The organism is Cupriavidus pauculus (assembly GCF_002858765.1).
GTDB classification, from domain to species: domain Bacteria; phylum Pseudomonadota; class Gammaproteobacteria; order Burkholderiales; family Burkholderiaceae; genus Cupriavidus; species Cupriavidus pauculus_B.
The window spans coordinates 197902-211334 of record NZ_PJRP01000009.1 but is presented as its reverse complement, the minus strand read 5'-3'; the positions used below and the strand labels follow the sequence as shown (position 1 = coordinate 211334).

The 13433-nt window shown below is 62.2% G+C and carries 14 protein-coding genes; all 14 read left to right on the top strand.

The window, feature by feature from the left end; genetic code table 11:
• The first annotated feature begins 100 nt into the window (after window positions 1-100).
• The 14 genes from acpP to acpS all read left to right on the top strand — a co-directional run bounded on the left by acpP (window position 101) and on the right by acpS (window position 13430).
• Window positions 101-340: an acyl carrier protein gene (gene acpP / locus CYJ10_RS19610; protein WP_008644813.1), complete on the top strand. Its 240-nt coding sequence runs from the start codon at window positions 101-103 to the stop codon at window positions 338-340.
• Window positions 341-546: 206 nt separating this feature from the next.
• Window positions 547-1779: a beta-ketoacyl-ACP synthase II gene (gene fabF, locus CYJ10_RS19605; protein ID WP_101683127.1), complete on the top strand. Its 1233-nt coding sequence runs from the start codon at window positions 547-549 to the stop codon at window positions 1777-1779.
• A 276-nt stretch (window positions 1780-2055) separates the two neighbouring features.
• Entirely contained in the window at window positions 2056-2655 is a 600-nt protein-coding gene (rpoE, locus tag CYJ10_RS19600; protein WP_101683126.1) for an RNA polymerase sigma factor RpoE, read from the top strand.
• A 106-nt stretch (window positions 2656-2761) separates the two neighbouring features.
• Window positions 2762-3418, top strand: a complete 657-nt coding sequence (locus CYJ10_RS19595) for a sigma-E factor negative regulatory protein (RefSeq protein ID WP_101683125.1) — start codon at window positions 2762-2764, stop codon at window positions 3416-3418.
• An 8-nt stretch (window positions 3419-3426) separates the two neighbouring features.
• Window positions 3427-4506, top strand: coding sequence for a MucB/RseB C-terminal domain-containing protein (locus CYJ10_RS19590; RefSeq protein ID WP_101683201.1), 1080 nt, complete (start codon window positions 3427-3429; stop codon window positions 4504-4506).
• A 138-nt stretch (window positions 4507-4644) separates the two neighbouring features.
• Window positions 4645-6138, top strand: a complete 1494-nt coding sequence (locus CYJ10_RS19585) for a DegQ family serine endoprotease (protein ID WP_101683124.1) — start codon at window positions 4645-4647, stop codon at window positions 6136-6138.
• A gap of 259 nt (window positions 6139-6397) precedes the next feature.
• Window positions 6398-8191, top strand: a complete 1794-nt coding sequence (gene lepA / locus CYJ10_RS19580) for a translation elongation factor 4 (protein WP_101683123.1) — start codon at window positions 6398-6400, stop codon at window positions 8189-8191.
• Between the two features lie 63 nt (window positions 8192-8254).
• Window positions 8255-9154: a signal peptidase I gene (gene lepB / locus CYJ10_RS19575; RefSeq protein WP_101683122.1), complete on the top strand. Its 900-nt coding sequence runs from the start codon at window positions 8255-8257 to the stop codon at window positions 9152-9154.
• A gap of 123 nt (window positions 9155-9277) precedes the next feature.
• Window positions 9278-9598, top strand: a complete 321-nt coding sequence (locus CYJ10_RS19570) for a DUF4845 domain-containing protein (protein WP_101683121.1) — start codon at window positions 9278-9280, stop codon at window positions 9596-9598.
• Between the two features lie 4 nt (window positions 9599-9602).
• Window positions 9603-10373: a ribonuclease III gene (rnc, locus tag CYJ10_RS19565; RefSeq protein ID WP_101683120.1), complete on the top strand. Its 771-nt coding sequence runs from the start codon at window positions 9603-9605 to the stop codon at window positions 10371-10373.
• Window positions 10370-11308, top strand: a complete 939-nt coding sequence (gene era / locus CYJ10_RS19560; RefSeq protein WP_101683119.1) for a GTPase Era — start codon at window positions 10370-10372, stop codon at window positions 11306-11308. Before rnc ends, era begins: the two co-directional genes overlap by 4 nt.
• Window positions 11309-11313: 5 nt before the next feature.
• Window positions 11314-12195, top strand: a complete 882-nt coding sequence (gene recO, locus CYJ10_RS19555) for a DNA repair protein RecO (protein WP_101683200.1) — start codon at window positions 11314-11316, stop codon at window positions 12193-12195.
• 27 nt (window positions 12196-12222) lie between these two features.
• Entirely contained in the window at window positions 12223-13005 is a 783-nt protein-coding gene (gene pdxJ, locus CYJ10_RS19550; protein ID WP_101683118.1) for a pyridoxine 5'-phosphate synthase, read from the top strand.
• Complete coding sequence (gene acpS / locus CYJ10_RS19545; RefSeq protein WP_101683117.1) at window positions 13002-13430, top strand: holo-ACP synthase; 429 nt, start codon at window positions 13002-13004, stop codon at window positions 13428-13430. Before pdxJ ends, acpS begins: the two co-directional genes overlap by 4 nt.
• Window positions 13431-13433 lie beyond the last annotated feature (3 nt).

The window sequence follows — 13433 nt, the reverse complement described above, 5'->3', positions numbered from 1 at the left end:
AATCGGGCGCGAATCTTGCAAAGGTTGGCAGGCGGATGTTTTGTGGTCCAAACCTGCTAAAATGCGCCCACTTTTTGTCGAACATTCCCTGGAGGGTTACATGGACAATATCGAACAACGCGTCAAGAAAATCGTGGCTGAACAGCTTGGCGTGGCCGAGGCAGACATCAAGAACGAATCGTCGTTCGTGAATGATCTCGGTGCGGACTCGCTGGACACGGTTGAACTCGTGATGGCGTTGGAAGATGAATTCGGCATGGAAATTCCGGATGAGGAAGCCGAAAAGATCACGACCGTGCAACAAGCCATCGACTACGCTACCGCGCACGTCAAGGCCTAAGCCGTCGTCATCATATTCCGAGCCACAGAAGGCGCATGGACGGGGCCGTCACGGTCCTGTCATGCCGTTTTCTGTGGCTTTCGTCTGTACGAAGAAGCTGAACCGGATCGATCCCCTGCAATGCGCCCCATGCCAAGGTTTGTCGGCAGGCGCGGCGGGATCCTGAAGGATTCCGGTTCCACTTCACGCACTCGTAGGAAAATATAGTGAGCCGTCGTCGCGTCGTCGTCACTGGGCTTGGTCTTGTGTCTCCGGTCGGAAACACGGTTGCCGAAGGCTGGGCCAACCTGGTTGCTGGCAAGTCCGGCATCGCCACCATTACCAAATTTGATCACTCCGCCCTGTCCGTGCATTTCGCGGGCGAAGTGAAGGGTTTCAACGCCGAGGACTACATCCCGGCGAAGGAAGCCCGCAACATGGATACGTTTATCCATTTCGGCATTGCCGCCGGTACCCAGGCGCTGAAGGACAGCGGCCTGGAAATCACCGATGCCAACGCCGAGCGCGTAGGCGTGCTGGTCGGTTCCGGCATCGGCGGTCTGCCTATGATCGAAGACACGCAGATGACGCTGGCCAACCGTGGCCCGCGCCGCATCTCGCCGTTCTTCGTGCCGGGCTCGATCATCAACATGATCTCCGGTCACCTGTCGATCATCCACGGCCTGAAGGGGCCGAACCTGGCCGCTGTGACGGCCTGCACGACCGGCCTGCACAGCATCGGCCTGGCCGCCCGCCTGATTCAGGCTGGCGACGCCGACGTGATGGTTGCCGGCGGTGCGGAATCGACGGTGTCGCCGCTGGGTATCGGCGGTTTTGCCGCGGCTCGTGCGCTGTCGACCCGCAACGATGATCCTGCTGCCGCTTCGCGTCCGTGGGACAAGGATCGTGACGGTTTCGTGCTGGGCGAAGGCGCCGGCGTGATGGTGCTGGAAGAGTACGAGTCGGCCAAGGCGCGCGGCGCGCGTATCTATGCCGAGCTGGTGGGCTTCGGCATGAGTGGCGACGCGTACCACATGACCGCGCCGAGCACCGATGGCCCGCGCCGCTGCATGGTTGCCGCGCTCAAGGACGCCGCCGTGAACCCGGACGAGGTCAACTACCTCAACGCGCATGGCACGTCGACGCCGCTCGGCGACAAGAACGAGTCGGACGCCATCAAGCTGGCCCTGGGCGACGCCGCCTACAAGGTTGCCGTGAACTCGACCAAGTCGATGACCGGCCACCTGCTGGGTGGTGCTGGCGGGCTGGAATCGGTCTTCACCGTGCTGGCGATCCACAACCAGATTTCGCCGCCGACCATCAATATCTTCAACCAGGACCCGGAATGTGACCTGGACTACGTGGCCAACACGGCACGTGAAATGAAGATCGATGTGGCCGTGAAGAACAACTTCGGCTTTGGCGGTACCAACGGCACGCTGGTTTTCCGCCGTATCTGAGTCGCGTGATGCGCCCGCCCGCGGCGCATCGCCAGGATCCTGTCGGTAGCAGTGACGGGATCCTGGCTTCATCTTGCATTCCCCTTGATCGTCCCGCCGCTGTGTCGCCAGGTTGCACGCGGGTGCAACCGGAGCATGCCGGTGAAGGAACCAAATTGCGTAGCCACGGTCACAGAATGCGCTTTGCGACACCCGAAGGCGCACGGATCGTAGGTAAAATACAACGCTTGTCGTGACGACAAAACCAAGAGATACACTGCAGCAGGTGAACCATTCGTGAGCGAACGCGAAGCCGATCAGCTTCTAGTTGAACGCGTCCAGCAGGGCGACAAGAAGGCCTTTGAATTGCTGGTGGTCAAGTACCACCGCAAGATCATCCGCCTGATCTCGCGCCTTGTCCGTGACCCCGCCGAAGTGGAGGATGTGGCGCAGGATGCCTTTATCAAGGCATATCGCGCCTTGCCCCAGTTCCGGGGGGAGTCCGCCTTCTACACCTGGCTGTATCGGATCGCGGTGAACACCGCCAAGAACTACCTGGCAACCCAGGGGCGCCGTCCGGAAGCGTCCAGTGATATCGATGCTGAAGAGGCTGAAACTTTTGCGGACGGTGAGCAACTAAGGGATATCAATACGCCGGAGTCCATGCTTCATACGCGCCAGGTTGCCGATACGGTGAACCGCGCCATGGAAGCTCTGCCGGAAGAATTACGCACCGCCATCACGTTGCGCGAGATCGAAGGCCTCAGCTATGAGGAGATCGCGGAGGCGATGGGGTGTCCGATCGGGACGGTGCGCTCGCGGATTTTCCGGGCGCGCGAAGCGATCGCAGATAAATTGCGGCCCCTGCTGGGAACGGCAGAGGGCAAGCGGTGGTAAGTGAGAATGTCGTGCAGCCAGCGTTGCAGCCTATTCCTGCATCGATAAACGACAAGCGGTAGTGACGGGATTTATCGGTGTTCAATGGAATTTCTTGGGGTTGGAAATGGGTCAGGCTCATAAGCAGTCGGTTCATGTAATGGAAGCAGCGGAGCAGATCTCGATCCTGATGGATGGGGAACTGCAGGCGCACGAAATCGGCGCGGCACTCGATATTGCCAAGGGCGATACCGGGATGGCCGAATGGTCGATGTATCAACTGATCGGTGACACGCTGCGCTCGGAAGAACTGACGCACGCGGGGTCGACCTCCGATTTTCTTACCCGTTTCTCCGCACAACTCGAATCCGAGCCGCACGTGCTGGTGCCGGCCGTGGCCGCCGCTGGCCGGCAGCGCCTGCTGGTGCGCCCGTCGTGGGTGCGCCGCGTCATGCCCGGAACCGCGATTGCCGCTGCTGTTGCGGCTGTCAGCTGGGTGGTCGTGCCGCAGATGCGTGGACCGAACGATGCCGGTGCGCCGGATGCCATCGTCGCGCGTGTGGAACAGCAGGCGGGCGGTGCGATGAAGGCGGGTGCCTCGGTCGCGCCCGCGGCGGGGGCGATCGTGACCGTGTCTGCGGATAACGCGCAGATGATCCGCGATCCGCGACTCGACGAGTACCTGCGTGCGCACCGCACGTCTGTAGCAACGGACGCCTTTGTGCCGACCATGCGTACAGTGGCCAATGGTGCCAATTTTTCCCAGGATAATTCGCAGGAATAATGCCGGACATGCATAAAGGACGGTCGCCCGCCGATGTCGCGGGCGTACACGGAAAGAAGGGCCTGCGCAGGTCCTTTTTTCTGGCCTTGTGTCTGACCGCTGCCGCGGCCACCGCGCAGCCGTCTGACAGCGCGTTGAGTCGACGCGATGCCACCGCGTGGCTCAACAAGATCCACCGCGCCGCGCAACGCGAGAACTACGTCGGCACGCTGATCTACCAGCGCGGCAGCGTCATGCATGCCTCGCGTATCCAGCACTACAGCGACCTCGTCAACAACGAGTACGAACGGCTGGAAACGCTCGACGGCAAGCCGCGCGAGGTGCTGCGCCAGAACGACGTGGTCCACAGCCTGATTCCAGAAGCGAAGCTTGTCGTGATCGAGAAGCAGGAAGCGAAGGATCGCTTCCCGGCGCTGCTCGCGACGAACAAGAGCGATGTGCTGGATCTGTACGACATGCGCAAGCTGCCGGCAGAGCGTGTGGCGGGCGTCGAGTGCGAGGTATTCGCGCTGGAGCCGCATGATGCCGCACGCTATGCGGTGCGTCTGTGGGCGGACAAGAATTCCGGCCTGCTGATGCGCGCACAGACGATTGGCGAGGGCGGCAAGGTGCTCGAACAGGTGGCGTTTTCGCAGGTCGACATCGGCGTGCCGTCCGACAAGCAGCGCATCCTGAATGCGATCAAGGGTGCGAATTCGTGGAATCACTACGAAGTTAGCTATCAGCCGGCCAATATCGCCGACGAGGGCTGGACAATCAACGCCCCAATCAAGGGTTTCCAGAAGATTCGCGAAGTGCGTCGCCCGCTAGGCGAACTGCGCGCGCCGACGCAGGGTGCCAAGCCCGCCGGCGTCTTCGAGGTGCTGCAGGTCGTCTACAGCGACGGCCTGACCGGCCTGTCGGTGTTTATCGAGCCGGTGTCCGAACAACGCTCCCGCCGCGAAGGCGTGGCTTCATTGGGCGCCACCCAGGTGGTGGTGCGACGGGTGTCCGACTACTGGATCACGGTGGTCGGCGAGGTGCCTGCCGCAACCGTGAAGCAGTTCGCCGCCGGCGTGGAGTACCGCCCGCCCAAGGCGGTACACTGAGCGAATCTTGGCGTGGCGGCGACGGGGCAGCGAATCCCGCGCCGGACCACCAGGCAGTGCGCTTCGCAGGCGCCCCGGCCCCGGCCCTGGCCTGCCGCGAAGCACCCGTTTCTCGCTGATTCTCCCGGGAGTTCGTCGATGATTTCCAGATCCCCCGCCCTGGCGCGGGCCATGGTCATGGTGGCCATGCTCGTGCTCGGTCCGGCCGTTTCCGAACTGGGCTACGCCCAGGCGGCGGCCTCGAATTACAACCTGCCCGATTTCACGGACCTGGTTGAAAAGGCCAGTCCGGCCGTGGTCAATATCCGCACCACCGAACGGGTTCGTGCGCGTGGCGGCAATTCGCCCGAAGACGATGAGATGGCGGAGTTTTTCCGTCGGTTCTTCGGCGTGCCGATGCCTGGGCAGCCGACACCGCCGCGCCGTGGCCAGCCGCAGACGCCGCCCCAGGGCGAGGAACAGAGCCGTGGCGTGGGGTCGGGGTTCATCATCAGCCAGGATGGCTACGTGATGACCAACGCGCACGTGGTGGCAGACGCGGAGACCATCTATGTCACGCTGCCCGACAAGCGCGAGTTCAAGGCCAAGCTGATCGGCTCCGACAAGCGCACTGATGTGGCGCTGCTCAAGATCGAGGCGACGGGCCTGCCGCGCCTGGCGCTTGGCGATTCGGACAAGATTCGCCCCGGCGAATGGGTGCTGGCCATTGGCTCGCCATTCGGCCTGGACAACAGCGTGACGGCGGGCATCGTATCGGCCAAGGGGCGCGATACGGGTGACTATCTGCCGTTCATCCAGACCGATGTGGCGGTGAATCCCGGTAACTCGGGCGGCCCGCTGATCAATTTGCGCGGCGAAGTCATTGGCATCAACTCGCAGATCTACAGCCGCAGCGGTGGCTACATGGGCATCTCGTTCGCGATTCCGATCGACGAAGCGATGCGCGTGTCGGAGCAGCTCAAGGCGAACGGCAAGGTTACGCGCGGCCGCATTGCCGTGGCGATCAGCGACGTGTCCAAGGAGGCGGCCGATTCGCTGGGTCTGGGTCGCGCCCGCGGCGCACTGGTGGGTAGCGTCGAGCCAGGCGGCCCGGCCGAGAAGGCAGGCATCGAGGCCGGCGACATCATCCTGAAGTTCAACGGTCGCGATATCGAAAAGGCCTCCGACCTGCCGCGCATGGTGGGCGACACCAAGCCGGGTACGCGCGTGCCGTTGCAAGTGTGGCGCAAGGGCCAGACGCGCGAGGTGCAGATCACCGTGACCGAGCTGGAGCCTGACAATGCCAAGGTTGCGGCGCGCAAGGGCGATCGGAAGGGCAATAGCGGCGGGGAGGAGCAGCCGGCAGCCAAGCCCAATGCGCTGGGCCTGGTCGTCAATGACATTCCCGAGGCTCGCCTGCGGGAACTCAAGGTCAAGTCCGGTGTGGAAGTGGATACGGCGGATGGTCCGGCGGCACGCGCCGGTATCCGCCCGGGCGACATCATCCTGCGCGTGGGCGATACGGATGTGATGGGGGCGCGTCAGTTCAACGAACTGGTCAAGTCCCTGGACAAGAACCGGATGGCCGCGGTGTTCGTGCGGCGTGGCGATGCCACCCAGGTACTGACCCTGCGTCCCAGCCAGAGTCGCTAAGGGATTGCGCGGCCGGCCCGGCCGTCTGAAGGTTGACCGATCGCGCCGGATGCCCTCCGGCGCGATCGTTTTTTGGCAAGGTGCGGAAAGCGCCATGCCAAAGTACCCGGATTCACGGCGCACACAGGCATTTCGCGCGACGGAAGTCCTTGAAAATCCGGTAAAATCGCGGATTGGCGCAAAATCGTGCGCCCCAATTTTTGCCGCGCCCGCGCCATCCTGGCTCGCCGGGCTGCGCTGGCGTTTTCCAGATCACTAGATGGACCATATTCGTAATTTCTCGATCATTGCCCACATCGACCACGGCAAATCCACCCTGGCCGACCGGATCATTCAGCGCTGCGGCGGGCTGTCGGATCGGGAAATGGAAGCGCAGGTGCTCGATTCGATGGACATCGAGAAAGAGCGCGGCATCACCATCAAGGCCCAGACGGCGGCGCTGAGCTACACGGCGCGTGACGGCAAGGTCTACAACCTGAATCTGATCGACACCCCGGGACACGTGGACTTCAGCTATGAAGTCAGCCGGTCGCTGTCGGCCTGCGAAGGCGCGCTGCTGGTGGTGGATGCGTCGCAGGGCGTGGAAGCGCAGACCGTGGCTAACTGCTATACGGCGATCGAACTCGGCGTGGAAGTGGTGCCCGTGCTCAACAAGATCGACCTGCCGCAGGCCGATCCGGACAACGCCAAGCAGGAAATCGAGGAAGTCATCGGCATCGATGCGAGCGACGCCACCCCGTGTTCGGCCAAGACCGGGCAGGGCGTGGAAGACGTGATCGAGGCCCTGATCGCCAAGGTGCCGGCGCCGAAGGGTGATGTCGACGCACCGCTGCAGGCCCTGATCATCGATTCGTGGTTCGACAACTACGTTGGCGTCGTGATGCTGGTGCGTGTGGTCAACGGCACGCTGCGCCCCAAGGACAAGGTGCTGCTGATGGCCACGGGCTCGCAGCATCTGGTGGAACAGGTGGGCGTGTTCTCGCCGAAGTCGGTCCAGCGTGACGCGCTGACCGCAGGTGAGGTGGGCTTCGTGATCGCCGGTATCAAGGAACTGAAGGCCGCCAAGGTGGGTGACACGATCACCACCGTCGTCAAGCGTGCTCCCGAGCCGCTGCCTGGCTTCAAGGAAGTCAAGCCGCAGGTGTTCGCCGGCCTGTATCCGGTGGAAGCGAACCAGTACGAAGCACTGCGTGAATCGCTGGAAAAACTGCGCCTGAACGACGCATCGCTGCAATTCGAGCCGGAAGTTTCGCAGGCGCTGGGCTTCGGCTTCCGCTGCGGCTTCCTGGGGCTGCTGCACATGGAAATCGTGCAGGAGCGCCTGGAGCGCGAATTCGACATGGACCTGATCACGACCGCGCCGACCGTGGTCTATCAGGTGCAGCAGCGCGACGGCACGATGGTCACCGTCGAGAACCCGGCCAAGATGCCCGATCCGAGCAAGATCGACGCCATTCTGGAGCCGATCGTCACGGTGAACCTGTATATGCCCCAGGATTATGTGGGCTCGGTGATCACGCTGTGCACGCAGAAACGTGGCTCGCAGATCAATATGAGCTATCACGGCAAGCAGGTGCAGCTCACGTATGAAATCCCGATGGCGGAAATCGTCATGGATTTCTTCGACCGCCTGAAATCGGTGTCGCGCGGTTACGCGTCGATGGATTACGAGTTCAAGGAATACCGCCCGTCGGATGTGGTCAAGGTGGATATCCTGATCAACGGCGACAAGGTGGATGCGCTGTCCGTGATCGTTCACCGCTCGAATTCGCAATACCGTGGGCGTGAGGTGGCCGCCAAGATGCGCGAGATCATTCCGCGCCAGATGTACGACGTGGCCATCCAGGCCGCCATCGGCGCGAATATCATCGCGCGTGAAAACGTCAAGGCGCTGCGCAAGAACGTGCTGGCCAAGTGCTACGGCGGCGATATTTCGCGAAAGAAGAAACTGCTGGAAAAGCAGAAGGCGGGCAAGAAGCGCATGAAGCAGGTGGGCACCGTGGAAATCCCCCAGGAGGCATTCCTGGCGATTCTGCAGGTGGACGAAAAGTAAGCGCGTGCGCTCTGGCGATAACAAGCCGGCAATACCAACAAATCGACATCACTCCAAGCCGTCATGAATTTCGCACTGATCCTTTTTGTGCTGGTGGTCATTACGGGCATTGCCTGGGTTGCGGACAAGCTCGTATTCGAGCGTCAACGCCGCAGCGTGACGCAACTGGCGCTGGCTGAATTCGATGCCCAGCGCCAGCACATGCAGGCCGTTCAGGTCAGCACGGAACTGGACCACTCTCGCTCGAAGCTGGCGGAAGAGAAAATGCGCCAGCCGTGGTGGCTTGAGTATTCGGCGAGTTTCTTCCCGGTCATCCTGGCGGTTTTCGTGCTGCGGTCGTTTGTCGTGGAGCCGTTCAAGATCCCGTCGGGCTCGATGATCCCCACACTGCTGATTGGCGACTTCATCCTGGTGAACAAGTACGACTACGGCATTCGCCTGCCGGTGGTGAACAAGAAGATCATCGACGTGGGTGAACCGCAACGCGGCGATGTCATGGTGTTCCGCTACCCGAAGGACGAATCGCTTGACTACATCAAGCGTGTGATCGGTGTGCCGGGCGACGTGGTGCGCTACGAAAACAAGAAGCTGACCATTAACGGCAAGCCGGCCGATTACAGCGCGCTGCCCGACTACCTGGATGAAGAACGTCTGGCCTATTCAAAGCATTTCACCGAAAAGCTGCCGGGCGGCCCCGAACATGGCATTCTGAACGACACGGATCGTCCGGCCTTCGTCGCTGGCGCCGATCCGGATTTTCCGTTCCGCGAGAACTGCACTTACAATCAGCAAGGGCTGACGTGTAAAGTGCCGGAAGGTCACTATTTCGTCATGGGGGATAACCGTGACAACAGTCTGGATTCCCGGTATTGGGGTTTCGTACCCGACAAGAATATCGTCGGCAAGGCCTTCATGATCTGGATGAATCTGGGCAATTTCGGGCGCGTAGGGTCGTTCAAATAAGCCGTTCACGGCACTACGCAGCGCAAAACACTCAATATAGAGGGCAGCGCGATGGGTCAGAAGTTTTTGGGTACGAGGGGGAAAGTCCGTTCATTTATGATTCATAAATCACACGGATTTTCGATGGGATCGATGCTGGTGGTGGTTGCGCTGGTGTTGGCGGTGGCCTTGCCGGCGCTGAAGTCGATTCCCAGCATGCTGGAATATATGTCGGTCAAACGCGCGACTACCTACGCCAAGGACCGGTCGAGCAATCGCAAGGACGTTACGGCCAATTTCGACAAACAGGCCCAGATCGACAATATCAGTTCGATCCGGGGCGAAGATCTGGACGTGAATGAAGACGAAGCCGGGCGTATTCGCTCGATCGGCTTCGAGTACCGGACCGAAGTCAAGATCTACGGTCCGTTGAGTTTTTTGATTACCTATTCGGGAACGCAGTAAAGACATGACCCTCGACGCCTTGCAGCAACGTCTCGGCTACCGATTCAGCAAGCCCGAATTGCTGCAGCAGGCGCTCACGCATCGCAGTCATAGCGCGCAGCACAACGAACGCCTGGAATTCCTGGGCGATTCGGTGCTGAACTGTGCGGTGGCGGACATGCTGTATGGCATGTTCGGCAAGCTGGATGAGGGTGATCTGTCTCGCGTACGTGCCAACCTGGTCAAACAGCAGGCCCTGTACGAGATCGCCCAGATGCTGCAGCTGTCCGATGCGCTGCGCCTGGGCGAGGGCGAACTCAAGAGTGGCGGTTTCCGCCGCCCGTCGATTCTTGCCGATGCGCTCGAGGCGATTGTCGGCGCAGTGTTTCTCGACGCCGGGTTCGACGCCGCCCGGGCGTTGATCCGTAAGTTGTATATCCCGATTCTGGAGCAGGTGGACCCGCGCACGCTGGGCAAGGATGCCAAAACGCTGCTCCAGGAGTACCTGCAGGGTCACAAGATTGCCCTGCCGCAGTACAACGTCATTGCCACGCATGGTGCGGCGCACAGCCAGCAATTTGAAGTCGAGTGCATCGTGCCTAAACTGGAGGTGCGCGTGTTCGGCACCGGCGCGTCGCGCCGCGCGGCCGAGCAGGCGGCGGCCAAGCTCGCGCTGGACGAAGTCCAGAAGCTCGTCCCCCAGTTGCTCAAGCGCAGCCGTGCCGAGCGAACGGGCAAAACACGCAAGCAGCCGGTACCACCGGATCCCCAGTTGTCTCTCAGGTTGAAGGAATGACCGAATCTCTCCCTCCGCAGCAGGATGCGGCGGACCCATCTGGCGCCCCGGCATTTCGCTGCGGCACCGTGGCCATCGTTGGCCGCCCGAACGTGGGCAAGTCCACGCTGATGAACGCGCTGGTCGGCCAGAAGGTCAGTATTACGTCGCGCAAGGCCCAGACCACGCGCCATCGAATCGTCGGTATTCAGACCACCGACGACGCGCAGTACGTGTTCGCCGATACACCGGGCTTCCAGACGCGCCATGCCAGCGCCTTGAACCGCTCGTTGAACCGGGCGGTCACGTCGACGCTGTCGTCGGTGGATGTGGTGCTGTTCGTCGTGGAGGCTGGCTACTTCGGCCCCGATGACGAAAAGGTGTTGACGCTGCTGCCCAAGAACGTGCCAGTGCTGCTGGTCTGCAACAAGCTCGACCGCATCGGCGAAGGCCGTTCGGAAGTGATGATGCCGTTCCTGGAACAGATGGGGCAGCGCTTCCCGTTCACGGAAGTGGTGCCGATGTCGGCCAAGACGCGCGACCACATCGACCGCCTGCTGGCCATCATCCGGCCCTACCTGCCGGAAGGCGAGCCGATGTACGACGTCGATGCGATGACCGATCGCAGCGAGCGCTTCCTGGCATCGGAGATCATCCGCGAGAAGGTGTTCCGCTGGACCGGCGACGAGCTGCCGTACACGAGCACGGTCGTCATCGACAAGTTCGAGACGGAAGGCCGGCTGCGCCGCATTTTCGCCACGATCCTGGTAGAGCGCGACGCGCACAAGGCCATGATCATCGGCAACAAGGGCAGCAAGCTCAAGCAGATCTCCACCGAGGCGCGCCTCGACATGGAAAAGCTGTTCGATGGCAAGGTCTACCTGGAAATGTGGATCAAGGTCAAGAGCGGCTGGGCCGACAACGAAGCCGGATTGCGCGCCTACGGCTACGAGTGAGCAAGATGCCTGACGTGCGCCGCGGCGCGCCGCGTGCGCGCAGTGCCGATCCGATTGCCGACGAGGCCGCCGAGGTGCTGGAGTCGGGCGCCATTCCTGCTCTGAGTCCGGCCGTGGCCGCCGGGCGCGAAATGATGGACCGCGCGATGCGCATCGTGCCGGCGCGCTCGGAATTGCGCGTCACCAACGAGGCGGGTTTCGTGCTGCACGCCTACCCTTATCGCGAAACCAGCCTGATCCTCGACGTCTTCACGCGCGATCATGGACGCATGGCGATGGTCGCCAAGGGCGCCAAGCGCCCGCATTCGGCGTTGCGCGCCGTGCTGCAGCATTTTCATCCCATCTCGTTGTCGTGGACCGGGCGCGGCGAAGTCAAGACGCTCACGAAAGCCGAGTACATGGGCGGCATGCTGCCGCTGTCCGGCGATGCGCTGCTGTCGGGCTTCTACTTGAATGAATTGCTATTGCGATTCTGCCCGCGCGAGGACGCACATCCTGCGCTGTTCAAGCACTACATGATCACGCTGACGCGGCTGGCGCATGGTGAGCCGGCCAGTCTGGTGCTGCGCGGCTTCGAGCGCGTGCTGCTGCAGGAAACCGGTTTCGCGGTAGCGTTCGATCAATGCATCAAGACGGGCGAGCGGGTGCAGCCCGGCCTCGATTACGTTTACCAGCCGGAGCGCGGCGTGCGGCGAGCGCATGCCAGCGATCCGTCGAGTTGGCCCGTGGTGTCGGGGCAGACGCTGCTGGACATGGCGCAGGACGACTACGGGCGCGCACAAACGGTTACGCAAAGCCGCGCGCTGATGCGGTTCCTGCTGCATTATTATCTACAGGGCGAGCCGCTGAAAACGCGCCAGATCCTGATCGATCTGCAGTACCTTTGATTCCCAAATCCCTCTGAGCAAGCCGGCATGATCTTCCACGCGAATCCCGGGGTCATTGACCTTGGCGTCAATATCGATCACGTAGCCACGCTGCGCAATGCGCGCGGCACCGTCTATCCCGACCCGATCCAGGCCGCGCTGCAGGCCGAGGAAGCCGGCGCCGACCTGATTACGCTGCACCTGCGCGAAGACCGCCGCCATATTCGCGATGCCGACGTGCGCGCGCTGCGGCCGAAGCTGGCCACGCGCATGAATCTCGAATGCGCGATCACTGCCGAAATGCTCGATATCGCGTGCGAGATCAAGCCGCAGGACGTGTGCCTGGTGCCCGAAAAGCGCGAGGAAGTCACTACCGAGGGTGGCCTGGACGTGGCGGGCCATTTCGAGCAGGTCAGCGCGGCGTGCCGCCAACTGGCCGACGCCGGCATCCGCGTGTCGCTGTTCATTGACGCGGATCCTGACCAGATTGCCGCCGCCGCGGCGTGCAAGGCCCCGGTGATCGAGATCCATACCGGTGCCTATGCCGATGCGCACACGGCCGACGCGCAGGAAGCGGAGTTTCAGCGCGTGGCCGAGGGCGTGATGGCTGGCCAGAAGCATGGCCTGATCGTCAACGCCGGCCATGGCCTGCATTACACGAACGTGCAGCGCATCGCCGCGCTGCCGGGCATCAAGGAACTGAACATCGGCCACGCCATCGTGGCGCACGCGGTGTTCGTCGGCTGGCAGAATGCCGTGCGCGAGATGAAGGCCATCATGGTGGCGGCGCGGCTGGGCACCCGCTATTCCGTGCCGGGGCAAGCGGCGTGATCTACGGCGTCGGCACCGACATCATCCAGATTGATCGCGTGCAAGGCGTGATGGATCGCACGCGCGGCCGTTTTGCCGAAAAGGTGCTCGGCCCGCGCGAACTCAAGATCTATCACGCGCGCAAGGCGCGCTCCGAAAAGCGTGGGCTGGCGTTTCTGGCCACACGCTTTGCCGCCAAGGAGGCCTTCTCGAAGGCGATCGGGCTGGGCATGCGCTGGCCGATGACCTGGCGCGCGATGGAATTGCTGAACCTGCCCTCCGGCGAGCCCACCCCGCAATGCACGGGTGAGCTGGCCGATTGGGTTCGGGAACGCGGCCTGACCATTCGGGTCAGTGTCAGCGATGAACATGAGTATGCGGTCGCCTTCGCGATCGCGGAGCGGACGGCCCAGCCCGGTCCGCTGCCTGAACCAGCCTCGAACTGAACC

Excerpts from the sequence above, each read along its gene's own strand:
- acpP (WP_008644813.1), top strand. The coding sequence starts at position 101 with ATGGACAATATCGAACAACGCGTCAAGAAAATCGTGGCTGAACAGCTT.
- CYJ10_RS19595 (WP_101683125.1), top strand. The coding sequence starts at position 2,762 with ATGGGTCAGGCTCATAAGCAGTCGGTTCATGTAATGGAAGCAGCGGAG.
- CYJ10_RS19590 (WP_101683201.1), top strand. The coding sequence starts at position 3,427 with ATGCATAAAGGACGGTCGCCCGCCGATGTCGCGGGCGTACACGGAAAG.
- CYJ10_RS19585 (WP_101683124.1), top strand. The coding sequence starts at position 4,645 with ATGATTTCCAGATCCCCCGCCCTGGCGCGGGCCATGGTCATGGTGGCC.
- lepA (WP_101683123.1), top strand. The coding sequence starts at position 6,398 with ATGGACCATATTCGTAATTTCTCGATCATTGCCCACATCGACCACGGC.
- lepB (WP_101683122.1), top strand. The coding sequence starts at position 8,255 with ATGAATTTCGCACTGATCCTTTTTGTGCTGGTGGTCATTACGGGCATT.
- CYJ10_RS19570 (WP_101683121.1), top strand. The coding sequence starts at position 9,278 with ATGGGATCGATGCTGGTGGTGGTTGCGCTGGTGTTGGCGGTGGCCTTG.
- rnc (WP_101683120.1), top strand. The coding sequence starts at position 9,603 with ATGACCCTCGACGCCTTGCAGCAACGTCTCGGCTACCGATTCAGCAAG.
- era (WP_101683119.1), top strand. The coding sequence starts at position 10,370 with ATGACCGAATCTCTCCCTCCGCAGCAGGATGCGGCGGACCCATCTGGC.
- recO (WP_101683200.1), top strand. The coding sequence starts at position 11,314 with ATGCCTGACGTGCGCCGCGGCGCGCCGCGTGCGCGCAGTGCCGATCCG.
- pdxJ (WP_101683118.1), top strand. The coding sequence starts at position 12,223 with ATGATCTTCCACGCGAATCCCGGGGTCATTGACCTTGGCGTCAATATC.